Below are 25,382 nucleotides of genomic sequence, written 5' to 3'. Positions count from 1 at the left end.
CACGCCCAGTTCCTGAGCGTAGCGTGTCGCCGTAAGCGGCGTATCAGCAGCAAACGCAGACGCGCTCGCCAAAAGCAGAGCCATCGCTAATAGTGGTTTTAACACAATTGACCTTGCCAAAATCGGTGGTGATTACATGTATTTAGCATGATTTCTCGCCGAATACGTAGCGCGAAAGCGTAATAAATTCTCACTGTCTCTCCACAATGGTCAGATAACACAAGCAGAGCTATCTGGTTTTACACATTCAAATGCTGTAGCCACTGGATAAATGCCTCAATTTTCGGCCATTGTCTGCCAGGTAACGTGGAAATGTAATAGTGCTGATGACATTTCAGCGCCCTGTCGCCGAAAGGCGCGATAAGCTCCCCACTGTCGAGACGCTTTTGCACCAGCCGTTTGCGCCCCATCGCTACACCGATATGGTTCATAGAGGCAATCACCGCTAAATCTGAACGATCGAAACCAATCCCCGGCGATGCAGGCAAACTTACGCCAAAATGCTGCGCCCAGCTGTGCCATTCATCGGTACCGGAGTCATTGCTCCAGGCCTGCCTGTCATGCAGCAACGTACAATGGGGCAAGTTTACCAGCGAACCGGTTAAGTCGAAGCGGCGAGCATAGTCAGGACTACATACCGGAAGAATCTCTTCATCCATCAGGAAATGGTGGGTCAACTGTGCAGAGGGCGCATCATCAAAATAGATGGCCAGATCGATGCCGGCACGCTGGAGATTGACGTTGTCGTTACCGGTTAGCACCGTTAACGAAATGGACGGGTAGCGGCGTGTAAAATCGCCCAATGCGGGCACCAGCCAGCACTGAGCGATGGAGGGCCGGGAGTATACGGTTAATGTGCCGGACAGTTCCTGATTTTTAATATCGAGGATTTCCTGATTCAGCGTATCCAGTGACGATTTCAGCGCCCAGAACACCCGCTTACCTTCTTGGGTAAGCTCCACTTTACGGTGAGAACGGACAAACAGCTGGATGCCCAATTCGTCTTCCAGTTGATTCATGCGATGGCTGACGGCGCTGGGACTCAATGACAGCTCATCTGCCGCCAGCGCAAAAGATTGATGCCTCGCAGCCACCTCAAAGGTATAGAGCTTTGATAACTGCCAGCCGTTGAGCAGGCGATTTCTGCCGTCGCGTAAGGGGTCCATAGCCACCTCTGTCACCCGAGTTCGTTTGCCCGCAGTGTAGAAAAAGACGCTGCAAAAATCAGCATAAAGATGAAGCAAAATGAACCATAGCCACTTTCATTGCCATTATTCGACGCAAATCACCCGTTTGATTCAATCTGCCTCATGTGAAGGGCAATTTATATCGTTTGTCAGCCTGGCCCGTGTTTTTGTCCAATAGAGACAGGTTAATCACAGGGCAAGGTGAGATATGCACGCTCAAATCTGGGTAGTGAGCACGCTGCTGATAAGCATCGTGTTGATTGTTCTGACCATCGTGAAGTTCAAATTCCACCCCTTTCTGGCGCTGCTGCTCGCCAGCTTCTTCGTGGGAGCGATGATGGGGATGGGGCCGCTGGACATGGTCAACGCGATTGAAAACGGAATCGGCGGAACGCTAGGGTTCCTCGCCGCGGTTATTGGTCTCGGGACGATTCTCGGCAAAATGATGGAGATCTCCGGCGCGGCGGAACGTATCGGGCTTACGCTCCAGCGCTGCCGCTGGCTCTCTGCAGATGTCATCATGGTGCTGGTGGGGCTGATTTGCGGTATTACGCTGTTTGTTGAAGTGGGCGTCGTGTTGCTGATTCCGCTGGCGTTTTCTATCGCCAAAAAGACCAATACGTCATTACTGAAACTGGCTATTCCGCTTTGTACCGCGTTGATGGCGGTTCACTGCGTCGTCCCGCCACACCCGGCGGCACTGTTTGTGGCCAATAAACTGGGCGCCGATATCGGGTCAGTCATCGTCTACGGTTTGCTGGTCGGTCTGCTGGCGTCACTGATTGGCGGCCCGCTATTCCTGAAACTCCTCGGCAATCGCCTGCCGTTTAAGCCGGTCCCCACAGAATTTGCCGATCTTAACGTTCGCGAGGAAGACACCCTGCCGTCCTTGAGCGCGACGCTTTTTACCGTACTGCTGCCCATCGGCCTGATGTTGGTAAAAACCGTCGCGGAGCTGAACGGGACAAAAAGCGGTACTCTCTATACGCTGCTGGAATTTATCGGCAACCCCATTACCGCCATGTTTATCGCCGTCTTTGCGGCCTATTACATGCTCGGCCTGCGCCAGCATATGGGCATGAGCACGCTTCTCACCCACACCGAAAACGGCTTTGGTTCCATTGCGAATATCCTGCTGATTATCGGCGCGGGCGGTGCGTTTAACGCCATTCTCAAGAGTAGCGGTCTGGCGGATACCCTGGCGGTGCTCCTCTCCGGTATGCACATGCACCCGATTCTGCTCGCCTGGCTGGTGGCGTTGATCCTGCATGCGGCAGTCGGTTCGGCGACGGTAGCCATGATGGGTGCGACGGCGATTGTCGCGCCGATGCTGCCGCTTTATCCCAACGTCAGCCCGGCGATCATCGCCATTGCTATCGGTTCCGGCGCCATTGGCTGCACCATTGTCACCGATTCGCTCTTCTGGCTGGTAAAACAGTACTGCGGCGCAACCCTTAACGAAACGTTCAAATACTATACAACGGCAACATTTATTGCGTCGGTCGTTGCGCTGGCTGGCACATTCCTGCTTTCCTTTATTATCTGAATGCAAAGAGACGTACTATGGAAAACATTCAAACACTCATCGCCCGTCATCCCTTAGTGGCGGACCTGATCGCTCTGAAAGAGACGACCTGGTTTAACCCTGGCACCACCTCTATTGTTGAAGGCCTGCCTTATGTCGGCCTCACGCAGGCGGATGTTGATGATGCGCATGCCCGCCTCACCCGTTTCGCACCGTATCTGGCGAAAGCATTCCCGGAAACGGCCGCTGCCGGGGGGATTATTGAGTCAGAGTTGATTGCCATTCCGGCCATGCAAAAGCGGCTCGAAAGCGCCTTCAGGCAGCCGATTGGTGGCGAAATGCTGCTGAAAAAAGACAGTCATCTGCCCATCTCAGGTTCCATCAAAGCCCGTGGCGGCATTTATGAAGTGCTGACTCACGCGGAAAAACTGGCGCTGGAAGCCGGTTTGCTGAGCACCGAGGATGACTACAGCGTGCTGCTCTCAGCGGAATTCAAACAGTTTTTTAGCCAGTACAGCATTGCGGTTGGCTCGACCGGCAATCTGGGGCTGTCGATTGGCATCATGAGCGCCCGCATCGGTTTTAACGTGACGGTCCATATGTCTGCCGACGCCCGCGCCTGGAAAAAAGCCAAACTGCGCAGTCACGGCGTGACGGTCGTTGAATATGAAGAAGATTACGGCGTGGCGGTGGAGCAGGGGCGCAAAGCGGCGCAGTCCGATCCGAACTGCTTTTTCATTGACGATGAAAACTCTCGTACCCTGTTTCTGGGCTATGCGGTCGCCGGGCAGCGCCTTAAAGCGCAATTTGCACAACAAGGACGCGTGGTGGATAGCGATCATCCGCTGTTCGTCTATCTCCCCTGCGGCGTAGGCGGCGGGCCTGGCGGCGTGGCTTTTGGCCTGAAACTGGCGTTTGGCGATAACGTACACTGCTTCTTTGCCGAACCGACCCACTCGCCGTGCATGCTGCTGGGGGTGTACACCGGCCTGCATGATGCGATCGCCGTTCAGGATTTGGGTATCGATAATGTCACGGCGGCAGACGGACTGGCGGTGGGCAGAGCGTCCGGGTTTGTAGGCCGCGCCATGCAACGGTTGCTGGACGGGTTCTATACACTGGATGACCAGACCATGTATAACCTGCTCGGCATTCTGGCCCAGGAAGAAGGCATACGACTGGAACCTTCCGCACTGGCAGGCATGGCAGGGCCGCTCCGTGTTTGCGCGAGTGCGGACTATTTACGTTTACAGAGTATGACCGCAGACCACCTGGATAACGCCACGCATATCGTCTGGGCGACCGGCGGCGGGATGGTGCCAGAAGAAGAGATGGCGCACTACCTGGCAAAAGCCCGGCAGGTCTGATACTGCCTCAAAGGGCGTTAAGGATATGGCGGATATGCATTAGCCCGAACAGCAGCGAAAGAGAAAGCACTGCCAGCGCGATCAGCAGCTTATCGCGGATCGCGCCCGGCGTGGCGAAATCGCTGCTTTCAACATCCATCAGGGTGCGATTGCGCGTATAGCGCCACAGCATACCGCCGACCAGTAATAGCACCACCAGCGAGATCCAGAAGGTGATCCCCGCGTGCTGCCAGTTGTGCTTTACCGCAAAGGCAAGCAGGGCAATGTAACCAAAAAAGGTACGTAGCCAGGCAAGTGAAGTGCGCTCCGGCTGTAGCCCCGGGTCTGCCTTACGCCGCGCCTTACGGTCAGCCACCATACAGCACCAGTCCCATCACCACGGCGGCCACCGTCAGCAAAACAGCACTGATCACCAGCAGGCTTCGCGTATAAGGCAGGTCTTCTTTCAGGCGCATCGCTTTTTCATTACGCAGCCAGCGCATATAGCCGTAAACCGCTAGTCCCCCGGCAAACAGACAGAGCAGCAACGCCAGCACCTGGCGAATCAGCGGCGTGGCAAATTCCGGCGCCAGTTGATCAAGCCCCACGCCCGCCGCCAGAAAGCCAAGCGCGGTGCGGATCCATGCTAAAAATGTACGCTCGTTGGCCAAAGAGAAGCGGTAATCCGGTGCTTCACCAAGCTGGGAAATTTTCATGAAGGCTCCATGTCGTGCTGCAGGCTGGCATCAGCATAGCGTAAATCGACAAGGACAAAAAACCGGCATCGGGCGATGCCGGCCAGGAAGATTAATGCAGTTCAGGCCAGTAGCCCTTGTTAGCGTCAATCAGGTCATCCAGAATCGCTTTGGCAACCGAGGCGCTTGGTACAGTTTTTGACAGCGTAATCGCCTGCCACAATTTCTGGTATGAACGCTGTTCCCACGCATCCACCACCAGTTTTTCCACCGCCACCTGCTGACTCATCAGCCCTTTCTGGAAGTGCGGAATATCGCCGACGGTGAGCGGCTCTGGTCCGTTATGGCCGACCAGGCAAGGAATTTCCACCATCGCATCAGCATCAAAGTTATGAATTGCGCCGTTATTTGGCACAATCAACAGCATGCGCTCCTGAGTATTGAAAGCAATCGCGGTCGCCAGATCGACGATATACGACGCATGTTCATCGATTTCCAGCTCCCCGGCGGAAGACTTACCGGCTTCAATAATCGCCCGGCAGGCGCTGAAAACATGTTTCTCGCGATGATCCATCACTTCATTAGCACGGGTGCGTTCTGGGTTGGAGTGCGCCACCACATAATCCGGGAAGAGGTAATATTTCAGGTACGTGTTGGGCATCGTGTCCGGATCGAGGGCCTGTACGTCTTTTGCTTTGGCAAAAGTGTCGTTCCAGCTCGCTTCGGTATGCGCATTGTCAGAGGGCGGAACATAGCCGTTTTTCGCCACATATTCCCGCAGTTTTGGCAGCAAATCGTTGCCGTTCAGATCCTCAATGGATGTCCACCAGCCGAAGTGATTCAGCCCGTAGTAACGCACGCGCATCTCTTTGCGGTTTTTCAGGCCGACAATTTGCGCCATGCGCCCTTCAATGCCAATCGGCATATCGCAGATGTTGAGGATCTTAGCGTTTGGACGCAGGCGGCGCGTGGCTTCCGCGACAATGGCCGCCGGGTTGGAGTAGTTCAGCATCCACGCATTCGGGGAGTACTGCTCCATGTAGTCCACCAGTTCAAGCACGCCGCCAATAGAGCGCATACCGTAGGAAATCCCACCCGGTCCGCAGGTTTCCTGGCCCAGCACGCCGTGGCGCAGGGGGATTTTCTCATCTTTTTCGCGCATCGGATATTTGCCCACGCGAATATGCGCCATCACGAAGTCGACATCGGTAAAGGCCGTTTTCGGATCGGTGGAGTAGCTAAATTCTATCTCCGGCGCCTGTTCCCTGAGGATGATTTTGCACGCTTCGGCGATAGTCTCCTGACGTGCGCCATCGTTGTCGTAGAATTTCAGCGCGCGCAGTGGGAAGCGATCACGGTTAGCGAGCAACATCAGGACAATACCGGGGGTAAAGGTACTACCGCCGCCTGCTATGACAACTGAGAATTTTTTCATGATACAGCCTCCGTCATGGTGGTTTGTTCGTTTGTTAAAGGGGTTTTCATCAGCGATTCAAGCTGGTCGCGCACCTGGGGGACATGCAGACCGACAATCACCTGAATGCCGTTGCCGCGTCGCACCACACCGTGTGCACCCAGGGCTTTAAAGACGTCATCGCTTTGGGTTTGCGCCATATCGACCAGCGCGATGCGTAAGCGGGTGGCGCAGTTGTTAATGCTTTCGATGTTGGCCGCGCCGCCGAGGGCCTGTAAGAATCCGGCAGCCTGGCCGATCTGTTGGCTGGCGGCGGCCGGTGCGCTGGTTTGCCCGCGCGCCGCTTTATAATCAGCCTTGCTGTAGAGTTTGATTTCGCTCTCTTCGCGGCCCGGGGTTTTGAGGTTCAGCCGTTCAATCAGCGTTTTGAAGACCACGAAATAGAGGCCGGTGAAGCAGACGCCGATACCGATTTGGGTGAAGACCGTTGAGGCGTGGTTATGGAACATCGGGATCCAGTTTTGCGGCAGAAACTGGTCAAGTAACCCGCCGCCCATGTTGCCCACAACGCCAAAGACATACATCGTTGTCGCCATAGAGGCCGCCAGGACGGCATGAATGGCAAACAACAGCGGAGAGATAAACAGAAAGGTGAATTCAAGTGGTTCAGTAATGCCCACCAGCACAGCCGTAAGCGTGGCCGGAATAAGCAGACCCGCGACCTTAACGCGGTTTTCTGCTGATGCGGTGTACCAGATAGCCAGCGCAATCCCGACCGAGCCAAACACTTTGGAGTTGCCGTGTAGTGCGAAACCGCCTTCCGGGAAGAGCGTTTTCAGCGGCAATGTGCTCTGGCTAAACTCCTGCAGGTGCTGCGCCCAGTAGACCTGAATACCGCCTTCCACTGCCGCCGGGCCGAAGATGAACGGACCGTAAACAAAGTGGTGCAATCCGGTTGGGATCAGAATACGTTCCAGGAAGGTATACACCCATACGCCCAGCGCACCGGCAGAACGCAGGAACGCCTGCAGGGACTCAATGCCCATCTGCACTTTCGGCCAGCCCAACAGGGTGAGCCAGGCGCAGGGAAGCATGACGAAAAACGCGAGGATAACGACAAACGAGGTGCCCTGGAAAATCCCCAGGAAAACCGGAAGCGGCTTGTCGAAAAAGCGGTTGTGGATAGCGGTAACGATACCCGAAATGATAATAGCGCCGATGATGCTGGTATCGAGCGTTTTGATACCTGCGATCATCGCCAGACCGCTTCCGGCAACGGGTTCGGCAGAAAAATTAACGCCAAAGAAATGCCCCCAGGTCATACCCATCGCATTGATAAAGTAGTTCCAGGTCAGGAAACTGATCAGCACCGCCAGACAGGCTCTGCCCTGCGCCTGCTTAGCAAGGCCGATCGGTAAGCCGACGGCAAAAATCAGCGGCATATTACGGAACACCGCCCAGCCGCCCTCTTCAATGATGTGAACAATTTGCGCGAACAGATTATCAGGGGCGGTTAAGGCCTCGCCGACAAACAGCGGGTTGCGAAGCATGATAGCGATTCCCACCACGATCCCGGCAAACGGAAACAGTAATACCGGGGTAAACATGGCACCGCCAAAACGTTGTATTTGACTGAGCATTTTTAAATCCTCACGTAACAACCTGTAGGGAGTAGAGGCCTTTATGGTTTTTTGCTGGCCTGGGGTGAGGATAAGAATTTACTCATACGCGAACATGGCGTGCCGTTACGATTCGTGATCGCATTCATGGTTTTAATTTGACCTGTCAGGTCTACTTTCGATAGTAAATATGGACATGTCAGAACCGCATTCCTGCACTGATAAGGACAAAGAGGTCTACTGGTGATCTACAAATCCATTGCCGACAGATTACGGCTACGGCTGAATTCGTCGGACTATACTGTCGGTAGCCCGTTGCCGGGAGAAAAAGCGCTGGCGCAAGAGTTTGGCGTGGCGCGAATGACCATTCGCAAGGCGTTAGATCTGCTGGAAGGCTGGGGGCTAGTTGAACGCCGCCATGGTAGCGGGACATTTGTCGCACGCAAGGATGTGCACCATGAAACCGCCAATCTGACCGGCCTTGTGGAAGTGCTCCGCCAGCAGGGGAAAGAGGTGCAGAGTAAAGTCCTGCAGTTCGAGGTGATGCCCGCGCCGCCTGCGATTGCCAGCCTGTTGCGGATTCAGGTGGATGAGCGCATCTACTTTTCGCGCCGGATGCGCTACGTGGAAGGGAAGCCCCTGATGCTGGAGGACAGCTTTATGCCCGTGAAGCTCTTTCGCAACCTCTCACTGGCACATCTCGAAGGGTCGAAATTTGATTACATTGAGAAGGAGTGTGGGATAACCATCAGCGGGAACTATGAGAGTCTGACACCCGTGCTGGCGGATAAATCGCTGGGAGGGTATCTGAATGTCCCGGAACAGACGCCGCTGCTGCGAATCACCTCCCTTTCTTACAGTGACAGCGGCGAGTTCCTGAATTATTCCGTTATGTTCCGTAATACCCGTGATTACCAGGTGGACTACCATCTGCGGCGTATCCACCCGGAAAATGGCTAACTGACACCCCAGAACGTGAGGAATCCCCAGTAATCTTACGTTTTACAGCGATAACGCCGCTTAATAAGAATAAAACCGTGACAGCGATGACAGGGTCCGGCTGAAAATCGATGAGGCGCTGGCGGCTGACCGGGGCCGCCAGCAGGGATGCGGGCGGAGGGGATAGCCTGCAAGGAACATAAGGTGAACGGAATGACCATCAGAGCCGCATTTCCCCCCTCACCCTGGCCCTCTCCCTCAGGGAGAGGGAACCGTTCGTGCTCGCATTTTTGTGGGGATTCCTCAGCCCCAGAACAGCACAGCCAGTAACTGCGGCGTGATGATACGCAGGAACATTACCAGCGGGTAAACCGTGGCATAAGAGAGCGCGGCGGCCCCGCTGGTGGCGTGCAGGCCATTAGCAAAAGCCAGCGCCGGGGGATCGGTCATTGAGCCGGCCAGCATGCCGCACAGGGTCAGGTAGTTCATCTTTGCAAACAACCGCGCCAGAATCCCGACAGTCAGCAATGGAATAGCGGTAATAAAAATCCCGTAGCACATCCAGTAGAACCCATCGCCGTGAGTCAGCGTCGCGATAAAATCACCGCCGGATTTCAGCCCGACCACCGCGAGAAACAGCACGATACCCAACTCACGCAGAGCAAGGTTGGCGCTGGGCGGCATGAACCAGTAGAGCTTACCCACGCTGCCGATACGCCCGAGGATCAGCGCCATGATCAGCGGCCCGCCCGCGAGCCCCAGTTTTAATGCCACCGGGAAGCCGGGAACAAAAACAGGAATCGACCCCAGCAAGACCCCCAACCCAATGCCGATAAAGACTGGCAACATCTGGACTTGCTGGAGTTTATGCTGCGCATTCCCGACCTCAGAAGCCACTGCATCAATGGCCGCCTGACGCCCGACAAGGTTCAGAATGTCGCCGAATTGCAGGCTGGAATCACTGCTGGCTACCAGTTCTACCCCGGCGCGGTTAAGACGGGAAATCACCACGTCATAGCGCTCTTTGAAGTGCAGATCGCGAATGCGCTTACCCAGGACTTTTTCGTTAGTCACCACCACACGCTCAACGCGAAGATCGGTCCCCCGCGTCGAGAGCGAGGTATCGACCTCCTGGCCCATCACCAGTTGCGCGCTATGCAAGTCTTTCGGCAGGCCAACAAGATGCAGCAGGTCACCAACCTGAATAATCGTGCCCGGAGAAGGCACCATCAGCAATTCATCTCGTTTCAGGCGCGAACAGATGATTTTATCGCTGTTCAGCATCGGCACATCCTGAATCGCCATATTGTTCAGGTTCGGGTTTTCCACGCGAATATTAATGGTCTTGATCAGCGAGTTACCCGAGCTGATGCCCGCATCATGCAGTTGCGCTTCCTGCTCAACATTGATGCGAAAACCGACACGAATCAGCCACATGGTCAGTAAAATGCCGCAGATGCCGAACGGGTAGGCCATCGCATAGCTCATCCCCATTTGATCAAGAACATTAGACGGCGTACCCAGGTCATGCAGGATCTGCTGCCCGGCCCCGAGTGCCGGGGTGTTGGTGACCGCACCGGAGAAGATACCCAGAATGACGGGCAGAGGAATATTGAAGAGTTTGTGCAGAATAGCGGTGACCAGTCCGCCCAGTATCACAATCAGAATGGCAAACAAGTTCAGGCGCAGCCCGGAAACGCGCAGCGAGGCAAAAAAGCCCGGCCCGACCTGAATACCGATGGTATAGACAAAGAGGATAAGGCCGAACTCCTGCACGAAGTGCAGCATCGGGCTGCTCAGGGTAATCCCGGCCTGATCAACAAAATGGCCAACGATAATACCGCCGAAAAGCACGCCACCAATCCCAAAACCCACGCCGCGTATTTTTACATTGCCGATCCACAAACCGACGACCGCGACCAGCGCCAGCATGCTTACGGTTAACGCTATATCACTCATGATGGCTCCCTGTGAATAACATTGTAAACACAATGGATTCTCTCAGAGCGGCACCGGGATGTATGGGCTTTGGCGCACAAAAAAGCCCCGCCGAAACGGGGCAAAGTAAACGCAAAACGGTCACCCTGAGGTGACCGTTTTTGGTGTGTGTGCATGCGCCCGTGAAAGGGGGTACAGGAGAGGGCCAAACCGCGCAATCCCTCCGGGCACAAACGACTATCAGCTATTTAATGCCGGACGCTCGCTAATGGCAATCCGCTGAGGCGCAATGACTTCCGGCACGTTACGGGTCAGGTCAATATGGAGTAAGCCGTTAGCGAATGTCGCGCCAGAGACCTCCATATTTTCCGCCAGCGTAAAGCTCAGGGTGAAAGGTTGAATTACCAGCCCCTGGTGCAGCCATTTCGGCTCGTTGGCCGGTTTTTCCGGCGAACCTTTGATAACTAAACGTGTGCCTTCCAGCTGAATATCCAGCTCTTGCTGGTTAAAACCAGCCAATGCCAGCGTAATGCGGTAATGGTTATCATCGCCCTTTTCAATGTTATAGGGCGGGAATGTCTGATGCTCGGTGGTGCTTTGCAGCGCGTTAGCCAGTTTGTCAAAACCGATCCACTGACGCAGCAGCGGGGATAAATCGTAGTTACGCATGATATTTCTCCTTCTGAGAAGCGAGTAAGTTCCTGCAAGCGTGTGGCTCGCATATGCTCCCTGACGGCAAGCATTCAGTTCAGATAATTAGTTAATCTCAATGCGACGCGGTTTCTTTGCTTCCGGAACAACGCGTTCAAGATCAACATACAACAGGCCATTCACCAGATTTGCGCCTTTAACATGGATGTTTTCGGCAAGCTGGAATTTGCGCTCAAAGTTACGTTCGGCGATGCCCTGGTAGAGGTAGGTACGTTCTTTCTGTTCGGTCGCGTGCGCGCCTTTCACGATAAGCAGGTTGTCCTGGGCGGTGATATCCAGTTCGCTTTCCGCGAACCCCGCTACCGCGATCGCGATGCGATAATGGTTTTCGTCAACTAATTCAACGTTGTACGGAGGATAACCACCGTTGCTTTGGTTTTGATTGTTTTCCAGCAGGTTGAACAGACGGTCGAAACCAATGGCTGAACGATAAAGCGGAGAAAGATCGAAGTTACGCATACATAAAGCTCCTGAAATCAGCGAGGTTGTCATTTGCCTTCCACAATGGACAGGCCGCGGTAGCCCAACACCCTTCCGGCGTGTCTTCCGGCTACATTCTTAAAATAGGGGTGACGCTTATGTTTTCAAGGGTCTTTTTCTGACTTTTTTTTGCAGTTTCTCGCGCTTTGCATAGACTGGGATCACAGCACAAAAGGTGAAAGTGCGAATGTCGCCACAGAGCGCAGCATGGAGGCTGTCTTTTTTGGTGCAGGACAGATATAACGCCAGCAGCAGTCTCCATACTGCCCATAACAATGATTAACTGATGATGAAAAATACTCTGATTGTTTCGACGCTGCTTAGTGGAATGGTGTTACTCAGTGGTTGCTCCAGCGTGATGTCGCATACCGGGGGCAAGGAAGGCGTGTATCCGGGTATGAAAGCAAGTTCCACAATGTTGTCGGATGATAATACGAATATCGGTATGAAATCTCTGGTGGTTCTGGATATGCCTTTTACAGCCGTCATGGATACAATACTGCTGCCGTGGGATATGTTCCGCACCGACAGCTCCGTTAAATCCCGCGTCGAGAAAAGCGAAAAGGCCACCATGGCGACGGACAACGTGATTCCGCCCGCCCCCATGGCTAAGCAGTAATTACATACCCGTTTCCGTCATCCAAATTTGGCGGAAACCCGCAATCTCTTCCATCCAGGCGATATAACGACCGTCCGGCGAGAACACGACCGCATCCGCAGACGGCGGATTGCCGTGATCGGTTGTCAAAAAGGTGATGTCGCCGCAAGCGGCATCGCACAGTGCGATACGATTATCCAGCACGAAGCCCAACGCCATCCCCGAAGGATGCCAGTTAAAGGCAGACTGGATACCTGTTTCCGTGTGGGTTAACTGCTGCGGTTCGCCACCCTGTGGCGAGATCAACCAAAGCTGGACAATACCCGCATCATCACGCATTAAAAACGCAATCGCCGTACCCTGCGGGTTACTGCGCACCCAGTGGCGCGGTACGTTAGCCAGCCCCGGAAAGGCACGCTGATGAGTAAAAGTCAGACGCCGTTGCGAAACGCCTGCTGGTGGTGCTGGCAGGCTTGTCGGCGTACCCTGTAGCGGCCTATCGCCTGGCTGTTTCCATCCCTGCGCCTCTTTCGGCAGGTCAACGATAAACAACTCCGGCACTTTCTCGCCTGTCAACGACAGCGTATCGCCAATAAAGGCCAGCTTATCGTTACCCACCCAACCTTCTTCGTACGCACGGTTGATCTCATCGCTACCGGGAACAGGCGCTGGCGTAGTTCGGCTTACCAGCACGCACCAGTGGCTCCCCGCATACTCGCGTGGATGGGTGAGCGGGGGTTGCACTGGGCCAAAAGGTACGGCGACACCGACATTACGCAAATCCTGCGCCGGGTCCAGTTCGTGCATCACATGATCGTTATAGGTAAAGCTGACGTTCTCGCCGTTGGGGCTAAAGACATGCACATGGCTACCGCCGCGCAACGCGCCCGGCGTAAAGGGTGCGGTGATGTCCATCGCGTCCAGACTGGTGGTTTTTCCGTGCGCGTGAATAACGCCGCGACGGTGGTGAAAATCGTAATGCCACTCAGCATCGGGGTTTTCCGGGCCGTGGATAAAGACATATTTCACTTCATAAGGATGAACGGTCACTACGCCTACATGTGCCCCCGCTTGCGCCTGATAGATCACCTCAACGGCGCCGGTATGGATATTGACGCGTTCAATGGTTTCACCGGTAAACGACGCGCCGGAAGGGCGAACATCAAACACCAGCCACTGACTGTCCGGTGTCCAGGTGTGGATATTGGTGAGTTGGTGATGACGGGGCGCGGTAGTAATTTGTTTCATGTAATGGATGACCCTGATGCCATGTTTGGCATCAGGGTATCGCAAGGCGGGGAGATTAACCTACCCGTTTTACATCGCCGACCAGCAGGATGTAAGAAAGTGCGCCGATTAATGCCACCACGGAGATATAGACCAGCGCCGGGGCAAAACCGTAGCTCTGTGCCAGATAGCCGATAACCAGCGGCACAGTAATACCGCCCAGACCGCCAACAAAGTTAAATACACCGCCCGTCAGCCCAATCAGACGCATCGGCGCAAGGGAGGAGACCAGCGACCAGGTGATGGAGGCGAAACCGTTGCCGAAAAACGCGATGGCCATCAGCGTCATGATCCATACCGGGTCATTGGTGTAGTTCGCACCCATAATGCAGGTGGATATCAGCAGACCACAGATGATGGGGGTTTTACGCGCCGCGCCAAGGGAGAAGCCTTTGCGCACCAGTCTGTCCGCCAGCCAGCCGGAGAGCAGCACGCCAAAGAAGGCGGCGAGGAACGGTACCGTGGTCATAAACCCGGCTTTCAGGGCGGTGATGCCTTTTTCCTGAGTCAGGTAGTTCGGGAACCAGGTCAGGAAGAACCACAGCGTAGAGGTGACGGCGAACTGCCCCAGGTAAACCCCGACCAGTTTACGGTGGAACACCAGTTTCCAGTCGGCTTTGGTGAGCGGCTGGCGTGCCTCTTTGGTCACAGGCGCATCACCGTCTACCAGACCACCGCCTTCGCGAATGTATTCCAGCTCTTCATGGGTGACGCTTTTGGTCAGACGCGGCGGTTGATAGACCTTGAACCAGATTAATGACCAGATGATGCCAATCCCGCCGGTAACGATAAATACCCAGTGCCAGCTCAGCAGCTCCTGAATCCAGATAAGCAGCGGGGTAAGAAATGCCAGGCCGACAAACTGACCGGAGGTGTAGAAACCGACCGCGGAAGCGCGTTCGTGTTCCGGGAACCAACTGGTCACCATACGGTTGTTGGTCGGAAAGGCGGGCGCCTCAAAAATCCCGGTAATGGCGCGCAGACCAATCAGCGACATTAACCCTGTCGCAAAGCCCTGAAACAGCGTCGCCACCGACCAGCCAAAGATGGCGATAAAATAGGTGAGGCGAGAGCCGACGCGGTCAAGGAACCAGCCGCCGGGGATCTGACACAACGTATAAAGCCAGGCGAAGGCGGAAAAGACATAGCCCATTTCCGCCTTGGTGATACCAAACTCTTGCTGAATATGCGCGGAGGCCACCGCGAGGTTGGCCCTGTCGACATAACAAATAACAACCGTAATAAAGATCATCACCAGCGTCAGATAACGCCGACGACCGACTTTTGCAGCAGTAACTGAAATATCCATCGCAATCTGTCTCCAGATTTTGGGCATAGCGAGGCCGCTCACCATGCCCGGTAAATTACAGAGGGTGTGTAGAATTTTTAATTTTTAGCTTACTTACGGATGCTCAAAATAGTTTGCGTTGCAGGAAGGCGGCAAGATTGTAAATCCCCAGGAGCTTACATTAAGTAAGTGACTGGGGTGCACAATCGCAGCCAACGCACCTGCGGCGCAAAATATGAAGAGCATTTACCATTCGGCGACGGTGCCGTCTTCATTCCGCCAAACCGGATTACGCCAGTCCGGCGCATTCTTACTCAACTCAATAACCTTCTCTTCATCAATGTCCACACCCAGCCCTGGTTTCATCAATGGTTTAAAGATGCCGCCTTCCATATTGAAATCTTCTTTATTTTTCACGAAGTCGAGCAATTCAGCGCCTTTATTGTAATGAATGCCCATACTCTGCTCCTGGAATACCGCATTGTGGGAAACGAAATCCACATGCAGACAGGCCGCCAGCGCCACCGGACCGAGCGGGCAGTGCGGAGCCAGCGCCACGTCATAGGCTTCGGCCATTCCGGCAATTTTATAGCACTCGGTAATCCCGCCAGCGTGGGATAAATCCGGCTGCAATATCGAAATGCCACCGCCTTCAAGTACACGTTTAAATTCAAAACGCGAGAACATACGTTCACCAGCGGCAATCGGAATATGCGTTTGCGCCGCCAGACGCGGATAATATTCCGCCTGCTCTGCCAGTACCGGCTCTTCAATAAATAACGGGCGATACGGCTCAAGTTCTTTAATTAATACTTTCGCCATCGGCGCGCTGACGCGCCCATGGAAATCGAGGCCAAATTCAATCTCATTGCCAAAAGCTTCCCGAATTTGTGCCACGGTATTTACGGCAGCATCTACCGCGCGGGAATTATCAATCACGCCCATCTCTTCACAACCGTTCAGCTTAAAGGTATCAAAGCCAATGTTGCGCAGAGTCTTAATGCCGTCGATCACTTCCGCCGGACGGTCGCCGCCGACCCAGCTGTACGCTTTGATTTTGTCACGCACCAGGCCGCCCATAAGTTGCCAGACCGGCGCATTGTGAACTTTGCCTTTGATATCCCACAGCGCCTGGTCAATACCGGCAATGGCGCTCATCAGAATCGGGCCGCCACGGTAAAAACCAGCACGGTACATCACCTGCCATAAATCGTTGATTCGTGCCGGATCCTGGCCAATCAGATAATCACCCAGTTCATGGACTGCCGCTTCAACCGTGCGGGCGCGTCCTTCAATGACCGGCTCTCCCCAGCCAACAACGCCTTCATCGGTTTCGATTTTCAGGAACATCCAGCGCGGGGGTAAACGGTAAGTGGTGAGTTTCGTTATTTTCATTGCACTGCCTCTCGATACGCGTTAACAAATGCGGTTGCCTGCTGTGCGGTGCGCTCCACGGACTGCCCGGCACGATACAAATCGCTGCCCAGCCCGGCGCCCACGCAGCCAGCCTTAATCCATTGCGCCAGGTTTTCTGGCGTCACGCCCCCCACGGCAAAGACCGGCACTTCCGGCGGTAAAACCGCTTTCAACGCTTTGATGTAGTCCGGGCCAAAAGCCGAAGAGGGGAAGATTTTCAGCGCCTGGGCGCCCGCATCAAGCGCGGTAAAGGCTTCGCTGGCGGTCGCGCAGCCCGGGCAGACCGTCATGCCGTAGCGCACCGCGCGGCGAATGACCTCGGGCTGAATATTGGGAGTGACGATCAATTTGCAGCCTATCTCAGCCAGTTGGTCAACCTGCTCTGGCTTGAGAACGGTGCCCGCGCCAATCAGTGCTTTGTCGCCAAAGGCCTCCACGATGGCTGGAATGCTTTTTTCCCACTGGGGCGAATTGAGCGGGATCTCTACCGCATCGAAACCAGCGTTAATCACCGCAGCGACGTGCGCCAGCACTTCGTCGGGGGTGACGCCACGTAATATTGCGATGAGCGGAAGGTTAGTTTGCCACTGCATGAACAATGCTCCTTATTCCTGTCTGAAATGCGGTGTCGCCGGAAATAACCGTAGTCTTACGGCCCATTGCCTCCAGCGCCTGCTGATAGCGGCCGGACAGTGCTTTTCCCGCAACGATGGTGACCTGATGATCGCTATAGCGCTCAGCCATGCTGGCGACTTCGGCGCCAATCAGCAGACCCGATAAAAACTCGCTAACCTGTTCATGCGGTAAATGACCGAGCACATGGGCGGCACGGACTTCGAACAGTTGCGGCAGAATTGCGGGCGTAGCGAGGCCGCGTTCAAGCCCGGACGTAAATGCCGCAGATGACACCTCCTGCTCCGGCAGACCCGCTCCCACCAGCGAATGGCGCAACAGTAAATGGTGCAATTCACCGGTCATCACGGTGCGAAAATCATGGATTTGGCGTTCATCTGCGCGCACCCATTTGCAGTGGGTGCCCGGCATGACATAAACAGAAGAAGGAGAAAGTTCGCGTGCGCCCAGCAGCTGTGTCTCCTCGCCACGCATCACGTTGTGGTTATCGTCGCGAGAAACGCACAGGCCAGGAATAATCCAGACATTGTCGCCAACGGCAGTTAACTGCTCGCCAATGGCGGAGAAACAGGCAGGAACGGGTAAGTAGGGAGCCACTTTCCAGCCGACATTGCTGCCTACCATACCTGCCATCACCACTGGCGTTTGCGCATCACGCCAGCCGTGGGTAATTTCTGCTAACACCGCTTGTGGGGATTTACCATTCAGGCGTGTAACACCTGCTTCTGATTGCCTGCTCTCCAGGCATTCCGCCCCCTGATAAAGCCAGGCGCGTAAATTGGTCGACCCCCAGTCAATTGCGATGTAGCGAGATATCATGTGATTTCCTTAAGCCTTCGGGTAGAGCTGGCGATCATGGTCAGCGCCGCCTGCTCTGCTGCATCACCGTCCTGATGCCGTATCGCATCGAACAGCGCCTTATGTTCCTGGAGCGTTTTTGGCATGTTGGCTTCATCGCCCATCCAGGTTCGTTCAAATACCGCCCGCTGAAGCGAACTTATCGCTACGGTCAATTGCTGTAGCACTGGGTTGTGTACTGACCCCAGTACCGCTTCGTGATAACGAATGTCCGCCTCATTGAACGCATCGCGATTCTGGTTATTCGCAATCATGTCGTTAAGCGCCGCCTCGATTTGCGCCAGATCGCTTGAGGTCGCGCGCTCTGCCGCCCAGCGAGCAATGGCGGGCTCGACAAGATTTCGCACCTCGCTCATCGCGCTGATGAGTCGCGGGTCATAGTCGTTTTCCAGTACCCATTGCAGTACTTCGGTATCGAGGTAATTCCACTGATTGCGCGGCGCCACAAATGCGCCGCGATAACGTTTTATCTCGATCAGTCTCTTCGCCATTAATGAGCGAAAGACTTCGCGAATGATGTTGCGCGAGGTTTCAAACTCCTCGCAGAGTTCTGCTTCTGCCGGAAGCGCTGAGCCGGGGACATATTTCCCGGCCACAATCTGGTGCCCTAATGTGATGACGATGCGGTCGGTTTTGGTGAGAGTCATGGCATGCCCTTATTCACTGTGTATGCCTGCCTACTTTACCTCGACCGGCGATTTTCGCCTCATCCTTGCACTACAAACAGCGCTTACTTCTCTTTCGTTGAATTGAAATGTAGTACAATAATTTATAGTTGTACTACAATTTAGATCGCAAAATGAACGACAGATCACAAAATTAACGCCCTTCACTTCACCGTCACTTCACCCGAGCCGCGTATCGTCCTTATCAACATGAGGAGGGGATATGCAGCATTTTGATGTGGCGATTATTGGTCTGGGGCCAGCGGGAGCCGCGCTGGCACGGCAGTTAGCGGGCAAGATGAGCGTGCTGGCATTAGACAAAAAGCAACAATGCGGGACGGGCGGATTTATGAAACCGTGTGGCGGATTGCTGGCCCCGGACGCGCAACGCTCGTTTATCCGTGCGGGTATTACGCTGCCGGTGCAGGTACTGGCCGATCCACAAATTTTCAGCGTGCAAACGCTGGATGTGCAAACGGGAATTGCACGCAACTATCAACGCAGCTATGTCAATATTGACAGACATGCCTTTGATTTATGGATGAAGTCATTAATCCCTGCTTCGGTCGCCGTTCATCACGATGCTTTGTGTAAAACGATCAGCCGCCAGGATAACCGCTGGCATCTGACGTATGCGGTTGACGGTGAAACCCATGAGGCAACGGCAGCGTATCTGGTGGGCGGCGATGGCGCGAACTCGATGGTGCGGCGTGTTCTGTATCCCGATCATGAAATCCGCAAGTACGTCTCGTTGCAGCAGTGGTTCCAGGACCGTCACCCCTCACCGTTCTATTCCTGCGTGTTTGATAACGAGACAACCGATTGTTATTCATGGAGTATCTGTAAAGACGGCTATTTTATTTTCGGTGGGGCATTTGCCATGAAGGATGGCAGGGAGAATTTTCTCCGCCTCAAACAGCGTCTTGAACCGTTCGATTTTCGCTTTGGCGACGCGGTGAAAACGGAAAAATGTACAGTGCTGTGCCCGTCCCGCTGGGCGGATTTTGTCTGCGGAAAAGAGAATGCGTTTCTGATTGGCGAAGCAGCGGGTTTTATCAGCGCCAGTTCCCTGGAGGGGATCAGCTATGCACTGGATAGTGCGGAAATTCTGGCAGACGTATTGCGCGGAGGGGCAAAAAACCTCAATGCGGAATACTGGAAGAAAACGCGGCGATTACGCATGAAATTGCTGGGAAAAGTTGTTAAAAATCGTTGTCTGACTACGCCATGGATACGCAGTCTCATCATGAAAAGTGGGATAAGCCATATCCCGGTGCAGCAGGAGACGCCTGGGCAGGCAAGGGCCTGATCGCCCCTGCCTGACGGCAGATTAATTCAGCACAAACTTCTCAATGGCATACGCTACGCCATCTTCAAGGTTGGATTTGGTGACAAAGTTGGCCACTTCTTTCACCGACGGAATGGCGTTATCCATTGCCACACCCACGCCAGCATATTCAATCATGGCGATGTCGTTTTCCTGATCGCCGATGGTCATGATCTCTTCCGGCTTGATGCCCAGCACCTCAGCCAGCGATTTCACGCCGGTACCTTTATTGACGCGTTTATCAAGCATTTCGAGGAAGTACGGCGCGCTTTTCAGCACGGTATATTTTTCTTTCACTTCTGCCGGGATGCGGGCAATCGCTTTATCGAGGATTTCCGGCTCATCAATCATCATCACCTTGAGGAACTGCGTGTTCGGATCCATGTTTTCCGGCTCACAGAACACCAGGGGGATGGTGGCGACGTAGGATTCGTGCACCGTATAGTAGCTAATATCCCGGTTGGCGGTGTAGAGCGTATTGCGATCGAGCGCGTGGAAGTGTGAACCGACTTCGCGGGACAGTTTTTCCAGATAGCGATAATCGTCATAGCTCAGTGCCGTTTGCGTCACCGTGCTGCCGTCATGGGCCTTTTGCACCAGCGCGCCGTTGTAAGTGATGCAGTAATCACCTTCCCGTTCCATGTGCAGCTCTTTGACGTAGGCATGAACCCCGGCGTAAGGGCGGCCTGTCGTCAGTACCACTTTCACGCCTTTTTCACGCGCTGCGGCAATCGCGTTTTTTACGGCAGGTGAAATTGTGTGGTCAGGCAGCAGTAAGGTGCCGTCCATGTCGATTGCAATAAGTTTGATAGCCATGAGATCCCCGGGATAAATGAGTGCTGCCTCATGCTAACGCGATTAAGCACACAAAAATAGAGCTACATTGCGCTACAGAAGCACCCCTTTTGCACCGTTCCCGGGGAACGAGGGCTCACTCGCGGGTGAGAACTATTTTGCCAAACGCACCGCGATCGAGGTGCTTAAGCGCCTGTTCAAGCTCGTGAAAGCGGTAGCGGTGCTCAATCACCGGTTTCAGCCCGTTGACATCAACAGCACGCACCAGATCTTCCAGCGCACGGCGGTGACCGACGCCAATCCCCTGAATCACCGGCGATTTCAGCAACAGTTCACTGGCAGAAAGCGAGATTTCATTCCCCGCCAGCACCCCAATGACCGAGATGCGCCCATGAACCGCCACGACTCGCAGGGAGTGTTTCAGATTTTCTCCACCCACGGTTTCAATAATATGGTCAATGCCACGATCTTCGGTCAGCGTAAGGAGCTCTTCAGCCCAGTCGCCTTTTAGCCGGTTAACGCCCTGATCGGCCCCAAGCTTTTTGGCCTGTGCCAGCTTTTCATCACTGCCGGAGGTGACAAAGACTTGCGCACCATGGGCTTTAGCGATTTGCAGCGCGAATATCGCCACGCCCCCTGTCCCTTGTACCAGCACCGACTGACCGGCGCGTAAATTGCCCCGCTCCACCAGCGCGAACCAGGCCGTTAGCCCTGCACAAGGCAAGGTGCTGGCCTCTGCGTCATCCAGTGTTTCCGGGGCGGCAACCAGCCAGTTTTCATTCATGATGACATATTCGGCCAGCACTCCCTGGAAATAGCCTCCGAGGGTTCTGTAGGGCAAAACGCGTGCGTCCGCTTTTGGTTTGCCGTCGATCCACTCCGGGAAGAAGTTTGAAATGACGCGTGCTCCGGGTTTGAAACGCGTGACGCCCTCGCCAGTACTCTCCACAACCCCCGCCATGTCAGAAGCAGGTGTAAAGGGGAAGGTGCGCGAAATGGGCATATTGCCTTCAATCACCATTTTATCGCGATAGTTGAGCGCAACGGCATTCACCCGCACGCGTACTTCACCCGGGCCAGGCTGCGGGAGGGGTTCCTGGGTAAGTCTGAGGTTCTCGCGCCCGAGGGCGTCCATTGACCAGCGTTGTATTGTCTCTGTCATTATCTTTCTCCTGCCATTAAATGAGCTTCAGTAACGACAGTCTAACGTTGACTCAAGGTCGCCAGTGGCGATACCTTTTCTCTTCATTGACGCCATGATGGATACAATCCATGACTGATACGTTGAAAGATATTCCTGTTCTTGTGGCTGCCGTTGAAGCGGGTAGTTTTGCTCAGGCCGCGGTCCGCTTGCATTTGTCGCGCTCGGCAGTGGGAAAAAGTATTGCACGGCTTGAACAGCGACTGGGGGTACGTCTGTTTCAGCGCACCACCCGTAGCCAGCGGCTGACCGATAACGGCGCGCTTTTTTATGAGCGTTGTCTGCGCGCGCTGGAGGAAATACGCAGTGCAGAATCGCTGCTGGAAACAGGGAAGCAGCAGGTGAGTGGTCGTCTGCGTGTGGCTATGCCGGTGCTCTTTGGTCGACAGTGCGTCGCCCCGCTGCTGATAACGCTGGCACAGGAACACCCAGGGCTTGAGCTGGAAATGTCATTCAGCGACAGGGTGGTAGATCTCGTGGGGGAAGGGTTCGATATGGCGGTGCGTAACGGCATACTGGCAGACAGTACCGTGCTGGCCGCCAGAAAACTGGGCGAGCACCAAATGGTCCTGTGCGCCGCGCCGGATTATCTGATGAAAAAAGGCCATCCAGAAACCGTTGCCAATTTACGTCAGCATACGGCGATTAACTATCTGCAGGCAGGCAGAATTTTACCCTGGCAGCTCGCGGACAACGAAGGAAAGCCGCAAACCCTTGTTCTCCGTTCATCACTGAATATGGATGATTTACAGGCGATCTGCGACGCAGCGATAGCCGGACACGGTATTGCATGGTTGCCCTGCTGGATGGCAAGCAAAGAGATCCAGACTGGAAAACTCGTCCTGCTCTTCAGGCAGGCGCCGGATGTGCGCTTTGACGTTCATGCAGTCTGGCAGAAGACGCCGCATCTGCCGCTGAGGGTGAGAATGGCTATAGACACGCTGGTGAGCCGCTTACCGACGGCGATGTCGCTGGATTTTCCTGACCCCATAAAAAAGCCGCGCTAAAAGCGCGGCCCGGGTATGGTGTACAGCGACGATTAAATATCGATGTTCGCGGCTTTCAGGGCGTTCTCTTCAATAAAGGCGCGGCGTGGTTCAACGGCATCACCCATCAGGGTGGTGAACAGTTGGTCTGCGGCAATCGCATCTTTAACGGTCACGCGCAGCATACGGCGGCTTTCCGGATCCATCGTGGTTTCCCACAGCTGATCCGGGTTCATTTCACCCAAACCTTTATAACGCTGGATAGCCAGACCACGACGTGACTCTTTGACCAGCCAGTCCAGAGCCTGCTCAAAACTGGCGATCGGCTGCTTGCGCTCGCCACGTTCGATAAACGCATCGTCTTCGATCAGACCACGCAGTTTTTCACCCAGCGTGCAGAGACGGCGATATTCGCCACCGGCGATAAACTCATTATCCAGCGGATAGTCAGTATCAACACCGTGGGTACGCACGCGAATAATCGGCTCGTAATGGTTAAGCTCCGCATTTTCGCGAATATCGAACTTCCAGGTGCTACCGTGCTGTTCTTTCTCATTCAGCTCAGTGACCAGCGCGTTCACCCAGCGGGTGACGGTCTGCTCGTTGCCCAGGTCGGCTTCGGCCAGCGTCGGCTGATACACCAGCTCTTTTAACAGCGCACGCGGGAAGCGACGTTCCATACGACCAATCATCTTCTGCGCGGCATTGTATTCAGAGACCAGTTTTTCCAGCGCTTCACCGGCCAGCGCAGGCGCGCCTTCGGTGGTGTGCAGGGTCGCACCGTCCAGCGCGATAGCGATCTGGTACTGATCCATCGCCTCGTCGTCTTTAATGTACTGCTCCTGCTTGCCTTTTTTCACTTTGTACAGCGGCGGCTGGGCAATATAGACGTGACCACGTTCAATGATTTCCGGCATCTGACGATAGAAGAAGGTCAACAGCAGCGTACGGATGTGCGAGCCGTCGACGTCCGCATCGGTCATGATGATGATGCTGTGATAACGCAGTTTGTCCGGGTTGTACTCGTCGCGACCAATACCGCAGCCGAGCGCGGTGATAAGCGTCGCCACTTCCTGAGAAGAGAGCATCTTGTCAAAGCGCGCCTTCTCAACGTTAAGGATTTTACCTTTCAGCGGCAGAATCGCCTGGTTCTTACGGTTACGCCCCTGCTTCGCAGAGCCGCCCGCAGAGTCCCCTTCCACAAGGTACAATTCAGACAGCGCCGGGTCGCGTTCCTGACAGTCAGCCAGTTTGCCCGGCAGGCCTGCTAAGTCCAGCGCCCCTTTACGACGGGTCATTTCACGGGCCTTACGCGCCGCTTCACGGGCACGCGCCGCATCAATAATTTTGCCGACCACGATTTTTGCGTCAGACGGGTTTTCCAGCAGGTATTCGCCCAGCAGTTCGTTCATCTGCTGTTCAACCGCCGTTTTCACCTCGGAAGAGACCAGTTTATCTTTGGTCTGTGAGGAGAATTTCGGGTCTGGTACTTTTACAGATACAACCGCAATCAGGCCTTCACGGGCATCGTCACCGGTGGCGCTGACTTTCGCTTTTTTGCTGTAGCCTTCTTTGTCCATGTAGGCGTTCAGGGTACGGGTCATCGCCGCACGGAAGCCTGCAAGGTGCGTACCGCCATCACGCTGTGGAATATTGTTGGTGAAGCAGTAGATATTTTCCTGAAAGCCATCGTTCCACTGCAGCGCAACTTCCACGCCGATACCGTCTTTCTCGGTGGAGAAGTAGAAAATATTCGGGTGGATCGGCGTTTTATTCTTGTTCAGATATTCAACGAACGCCTTGATGCCGCCTTCGTAGTGGAAGTGGTCTTCTTTGCCATCGCGCTTGTCTTTCAGGCGGATGGATACGCCGGAGTTCAGGAAGGACAGCTCGCGCAGACGTTTCGCCAGAATTTCATACTCAAATTCGGTGACGTTGGTGAAGGTTTCATAGCTCGGCCAGAAACGCACCATGGTACCGGTTTTTTCTGTGTCGCCCGTGACGGCCAGTGGTGCCTGCGGTACACCGTGTTCGTAAATTTGACGGTGGACTTTATTATCACGCTGGATAACCAGCTCCAGTTTCTGCGACAGGGCGTTTACAACCGAAACCCCTACGCCGTGCAGACCGCCGGAGACTTTATAAGAGTTATCATCGAACTTACCGCCCGCGTGCAGCACGGTCATGATGACTTCGGCTGCAGAAACCCCTTCTTCCGGGTGAATACCGGTTGGGATCCCACGTCCGTCATCCTGTACGGAGACGGAGTTATCGCTGTGGATCGTAACAACGATATCTTTACAGTAACCTGCGAGCGCTTCGTCGATAGCGTTATCTACCACCTCGAATACCATGTGGTGCAGACCGGTGCCGTCATCCGTATCGCCGATATACATACCCGGGCGCTTACGCACCGCATCCAGCCCTTTCAGGACTTTGATACTGGAGGAGTCATAAGAATTCGACATCAACGT

Annotated in this window: 23 protein-coding genes; 6 read left to right on the top strand and 17 right to left on the bottom strand. The window is 54.6% G+C overall.

The genetic code is table 11. The annotated features are described in order from the left end of the window. Positions 1–239 precede the first annotated feature (239 nt). Positions 240–1,166 (bottom strand): DNA-binding transcriptional regulator DsdC, encoded by a 927-nt coding sequence (gene dsdC, locus L2097_RS23880; RefSeq protein ID WP_047372488.1) that lies wholly within the window; start codon positions 1,164–1,166, stop codon positions 240–242. Positions 1,167–1,395: 229 nt separating this feature from the next. On the opposite strand from dsdC, the gene dsdX reads away from it, so the two are divergent. Next, positions 1,396–2,733 (top strand): D-serine transporter DsdX, encoded by a 1,338-nt coding sequence (gene dsdX, locus L2097_RS23875; protein WP_250353796.1) that lies wholly within the window; start codon positions 1,396–1,398, stop codon positions 2,731–2,733. Between the two features lie 17 nt (positions 2,734–2,750). After that, a complete protein-coding gene (gene dsdA / locus L2097_RS23870) occupies positions 2,751–4,079 on the top strand; it encodes a D-serine ammonia-lyase (RefSeq protein ID WP_250353795.1) in 1,329 nt (442 codons plus the stop codon). 7 nt (positions 4,080–4,086) lie between these two features. Here dsdA and L2097_RS23865 read toward each other — a convergent pair whose 3' ends face one another. From L2097_RS23865 to L2097_RS23850, 4 genes are all read right to left on the bottom strand, one after another. Further along, positions 4,087–4,437, bottom strand: a complete 351-nt coding sequence (locus L2097_RS23865; protein ID WP_085005141.1) for a DUF202 domain-containing protein — start codon at positions 4,435–4,437, stop codon at positions 4,087–4,089. Continuing rightward, positions 4,427–4,774: a YidH family protein gene (locus tag L2097_RS23860; protein ID WP_047372484.1), complete on the bottom strand. Its 348-nt coding sequence runs from the start codon at positions 4,772–4,774 to the stop codon at positions 4,427–4,429. The genes L2097_RS23865 and L2097_RS23860 overlap by 11 nt, the downstream gene beginning before the upstream one ends. Before the next feature lie 91 nt (positions 4,775–4,865). After that, a complete protein-coding gene (locus L2097_RS23855; RefSeq protein WP_047372483.1) occupies positions 4,866–6,188 on the bottom strand; it encodes a 6-phospho-alpha-glucosidase in 1,323 nt (440 codons plus the stop codon). Next, positions 6,185–7,807: an alpha-glucoside-specific PTS transporter subunit IIBC gene (locus L2097_RS23850; RefSeq protein WP_047372482.1), complete on the bottom strand. Its 1,623-nt coding sequence runs from the start codon at positions 7,805–7,807 to the stop codon at positions 6,185–6,187. Before L2097_RS23850 ends, L2097_RS23855 begins: the two co-directional genes overlap by 4 nt. 222 nt (positions 7,808–8,029) lie before the next feature. Here L2097_RS23850 and L2097_RS23845 point away from each other — a divergent pair, with 222 nt between their 5' ends. Continuing rightward, positions 8,030–8,746, top strand: a complete 717-nt coding sequence (locus L2097_RS23845) for a GntR family transcriptional regulator (protein ID WP_047372481.1) — start codon at positions 8,030–8,032, stop codon at positions 8,744–8,746. A 282-nt stretch (positions 8,747–9,028) separates the two neighbouring features. Here L2097_RS23845 and L2097_RS23840 read toward each other — a convergent pair whose 3' ends face one another. The 3 genes from L2097_RS23840 to ibpA all read right to left on the bottom strand — a co-directional run bounded on the left by L2097_RS23840 (position 9,029) and on the right by ibpA (position 11,833). Then, positions 9,029–10,684, bottom strand: coding sequence for a putative transporter (locus tag L2097_RS23840; protein ID WP_250353794.1), 1,656 nt, complete (start codon positions 10,682–10,684; stop codon positions 9,029–9,031). Positions 10,685–10,903: 219 nt separating this feature from the next. Continuing rightward, positions 10,904–11,332 (bottom strand): small heat shock chaperone IbpB, encoded by a 429-nt coding sequence (gene ibpB / locus L2097_RS23835; RefSeq protein ID WP_047372479.1) that lies wholly within the window; start codon positions 11,330–11,332, stop codon positions 10,904–10,906. Between the two features lie 87 nt (positions 11,333–11,419). Next, the gene (gene ibpA, locus L2097_RS23830; RefSeq protein WP_047372478.1) at positions 11,420–11,833 is read right to left on the bottom strand and encodes a small heat shock chaperone IbpA; all 414 of its coding nucleotides are present in this window, start codon (positions 11,831–11,833) and stop codon (positions 11,420–11,422) included. Positions 11,834–12,140: 307 nt separating this feature from the next. On the opposite strand from ibpA, the gene L2097_RS23825 reads away from it, so the two are divergent. Next, positions 12,141–12,473 carry a YceK/YidQ family lipoprotein gene (locus L2097_RS23825; protein ID WP_071845958.1) on the top strand — a complete coding sequence of 111 codons (333 nt, stop codon included), beginning with the start codon at positions 12,141–12,143 and terminating at the stop codon, positions 12,471–12,473. Here L2097_RS23825 and L2097_RS23820 read toward each other — a convergent pair whose 3' ends face one another. The 6 genes from L2097_RS23820 to dgoR form a co-directional block, all read right to left on the bottom strand. Continuing rightward, a complete protein-coding gene (locus tag L2097_RS23820) occupies positions 12,474–13,700 on the bottom strand; it encodes a YidR family protein (RefSeq protein WP_250353793.1) in 1,227 nt (408 codons plus the stop codon). A gap of 55 nt (positions 13,701–13,755) precedes the next feature. Continuing rightward, the gene (locus L2097_RS23815; RefSeq protein WP_071845957.1) at positions 13,756–15,093 is read right to left on the bottom strand and encodes an MFS transporter; all 1,338 of its coding nucleotides are present in this window, start codon (positions 15,091–15,093) and stop codon (positions 13,756–13,758) included. 180 nt (positions 15,094–15,273) lie between these two features. Beyond that, positions 15,274–16,422, bottom strand: coding sequence for a galactonate dehydratase (gene dgoD / locus L2097_RS23810; RefSeq protein ID WP_250353792.1), 1,149 nt, complete (start codon positions 16,420–16,422; stop codon positions 15,274–15,276). After that, a complete protein-coding gene (locus L2097_RS23805; RefSeq protein ID WP_250353791.1) occupies positions 16,419–17,036 on the bottom strand; it encodes a 2-dehydro-3-deoxy-6-phosphogalactonate aldolase in 618 nt (205 codons plus the stop codon). Before L2097_RS23805 ends, dgoD begins: the two co-directional genes overlap by 4 nt. Beyond that, the gene (locus L2097_RS23800) at positions 17,020–17,895 is read right to left on the bottom strand and encodes a 2-dehydro-3-deoxygalactonokinase (protein WP_250353790.1); all 876 of its coding nucleotides are present in this window, start codon (positions 17,893–17,895) and stop codon (positions 17,020–17,022) included. The genes L2097_RS23805 and L2097_RS23800 overlap by 17 nt, the downstream gene beginning before the upstream one ends. After that, on the bottom strand, positions 17,892–18,581 hold the full coding sequence (gene dgoR, locus L2097_RS23795) for a D-galactonate utilization transcriptional regulator DgoR (RefSeq protein WP_047372473.1): 690 nt from the start codon (positions 18,579–18,581) through the stop codon (positions 17,892–17,894). Before dgoR ends, L2097_RS23800 begins: the two co-directional genes overlap by 4 nt. 241 nt (positions 18,582–18,822) lie before the next feature. On the opposite strand from dgoR, the gene L2097_RS23790 reads away from it, so the two are divergent. Then, complete coding sequence (locus L2097_RS23790; protein ID WP_250353789.1) at positions 18,823–19,908, top strand: FAD-binding protein; 1,086 nt, start codon at positions 18,823–18,825, stop codon at positions 19,906–19,908. Positions 19,909–19,929: 21 nt separating this feature from the next. Here L2097_RS23790 and yidA read toward each other — a convergent pair whose 3' ends face one another. Together yidA and L2097_RS23780 are read right to left on the bottom strand one after the other, a co-directional pair. Further along, complete coding sequence (yidA, locus tag L2097_RS23785; RefSeq protein WP_047372471.1) at positions 19,930–20,742, bottom strand: sugar-phosphatase; 813 nt, start codon at positions 20,740–20,742, stop codon at positions 19,930–19,932. 115 nt (positions 20,743–20,857) lie between these two features. After that, entirely contained in the window at positions 20,858–21,883 is a 1,026-nt protein-coding gene (locus L2097_RS23780) for a zinc-dependent alcohol dehydrogenase family protein (RefSeq protein ID WP_250353788.1), read from the bottom strand. A 110-nt stretch (positions 21,884–21,993) separates the two neighbouring features. On the opposite strand from L2097_RS23780, the gene L2097_RS23775 reads away from it, so the two are divergent. Next, positions 21,994–22,929 carry a LysR family transcriptional regulator gene (locus tag L2097_RS23775; RefSeq protein ID WP_250353787.1) on the top strand — a complete coding sequence of 312 codons (936 nt, stop codon included), beginning with the start codon at positions 21,994–21,996 and terminating at the stop codon, positions 22,927–22,929. A 32-nt stretch (positions 22,930–22,961) separates the two neighbouring features. Here the strand turns inward: L2097_RS23775 and gyrB are convergent, their stop codons facing one another. Next, positions 22,962–25,376, bottom strand: coding sequence for a DNA topoisomerase (ATP-hydrolyzing) subunit B (gyrB, locus tag L2097_RS23770; protein WP_047372468.1), 2,415 nt, complete (start codon positions 25,374–25,376; stop codon positions 22,962–22,964). Positions 25,377–25,382: the final 6 nt, after the last annotated feature.

The sequence above is a fragment of the Citrobacter sp. MNAZ 1397 genome, from assembly GCF_023613995.1.
GTDB lineage: Bacteria > Pseudomonadota > Gammaproteobacteria > Enterobacterales > Enterobacteriaceae > Phytobacter > Phytobacter ursingii.
This window is presented reverse-complemented; position numbering and strand designations above follow the sequence as displayed.

Excerpts from the sequence above, each read along its gene's own strand:
- dsdC (WP_047372488.1), bottom strand. The coding sequence starts at position 1,166 with ATGGACCCCTTACGCGACGGCAGAAATCGCCTGCTCAACGGCTGGCAG.
- dsdX (WP_250353796.1), top strand. The coding sequence starts at position 1,396 with ATGCACGCTCAAATCTGGGTAGTGAGCACGCTGCTGATAAGCATCGTG.
- dsdA (WP_250353795.1), top strand. The coding sequence starts at position 2,751 with ATGGAAAACATTCAAACACTCATCGCCCGTCATCCCTTAGTGGCGGAC.
- L2097_RS23865 (WP_085005141.1), bottom strand. The coding sequence starts at position 4,437 with ATGGTGGCTGACCGTAAGGCGCGGCGTAAGGCAGACCCGGGGCTACAG.
- L2097_RS23860 (WP_047372484.1), bottom strand. The coding sequence starts at position 4,774 with ATGAAAATTTCCCAGCTTGGTGAAGCACCGGATTACCGCTTCTCTTTG.
- L2097_RS23855 (WP_047372483.1), bottom strand. The coding sequence starts at position 6,188 with ATGAAAAAATTCTCAGTTGTCATAGCAGGCGGCGGTAGTACCTTTACC.
- L2097_RS23850 (WP_047372482.1), bottom strand. The coding sequence starts at position 7,807 with ATGCTCAGTCAAATACAACGTTTTGGCGGTGCCATGTTTACCCCGGTA.
- L2097_RS23840 (WP_250353794.1), bottom strand. The coding sequence starts at position 10,684 with ATGAGTGATATAGCGTTAACCGTAAGCATGCTGGCGCTGGTCGCGGTC.
- ibpB (WP_047372479.1), bottom strand. The coding sequence starts at position 11,332 with ATGCGTAACTACGATTTATCCCCGCTGCTGCGTCAGTGGATCGGTTTT.
- ibpA (WP_047372478.1), bottom strand. The coding sequence starts at position 11,833 with ATGCGTAACTTCGATCTTTCTCCGCTTTATCGTTCAGCCATTGGTTTC.
- L2097_RS23825 (WP_071845958.1), top strand. The coding sequence starts at position 12,141 with ATGATGAAAAATACTCTGATTGTTTCGACGCTGCTTAGTGGAATGGTG.
- L2097_RS23820 (WP_250353793.1), bottom strand. The coding sequence starts at position 13,700 with ATGAAACAAATTACTACCGCGCCCCGTCATCACCAACTCACCAATATC.
- L2097_RS23815 (WP_071845957.1), bottom strand. The coding sequence starts at position 15,093 with ATGGTGAGCGGCCTCGCTATGCCCAAAATCTGGAGACAGATTGCGATG.
- dgoD (WP_250353792.1), bottom strand. The coding sequence starts at position 16,422 with ATGAAAATAACGAAACTCACCACTTACCGTTTACCCCCGCGCTGGATG.
- L2097_RS23805 (WP_250353791.1), bottom strand. The coding sequence starts at position 17,036 with ATGCAGTGGCAAACTAACCTTCCGCTCATCGCAATATTACGTGGCGTC.
- L2097_RS23800 (WP_250353790.1), bottom strand. The coding sequence starts at position 17,895 with ATGATATCTCGCTACATCGCAATTGACTGGGGGTCGACCAATTTACGC.
- dgoR (WP_047372473.1), bottom strand. The coding sequence starts at position 18,581 with ATGACTCTCACCAAAACCGACCGCATCGTCATCACATTAGGGCACCAG.
- L2097_RS23790 (WP_250353789.1), top strand. The coding sequence starts at position 18,823 with ATGCAGCATTTTGATGTGGCGATTATTGGTCTGGGGCCAGCGGGAGCC.
- yidA (WP_047372471.1), bottom strand. The coding sequence starts at position 20,742 with ATGGCTATCAAACTTATTGCAATCGACATGGACGGCACCTTACTGCTG.
- L2097_RS23780 (WP_250353788.1), bottom strand. The coding sequence starts at position 21,883 with ATGACAGAGACAATACAACGCTGGTCAATGGACGCCCTCGGGCGCGAG.
- L2097_RS23775 (WP_250353787.1), top strand. The coding sequence starts at position 21,994 with ATGACTGATACGTTGAAAGATATTCCTGTTCTTGTGGCTGCCGTTGAA.
- gyrB (WP_047372468.1), bottom strand. The coding sequence starts at position 25,376 with ATGTCGAATTCTTATGACTCCTCCAGTATCAAAGTCCTGAAAGGGCTG.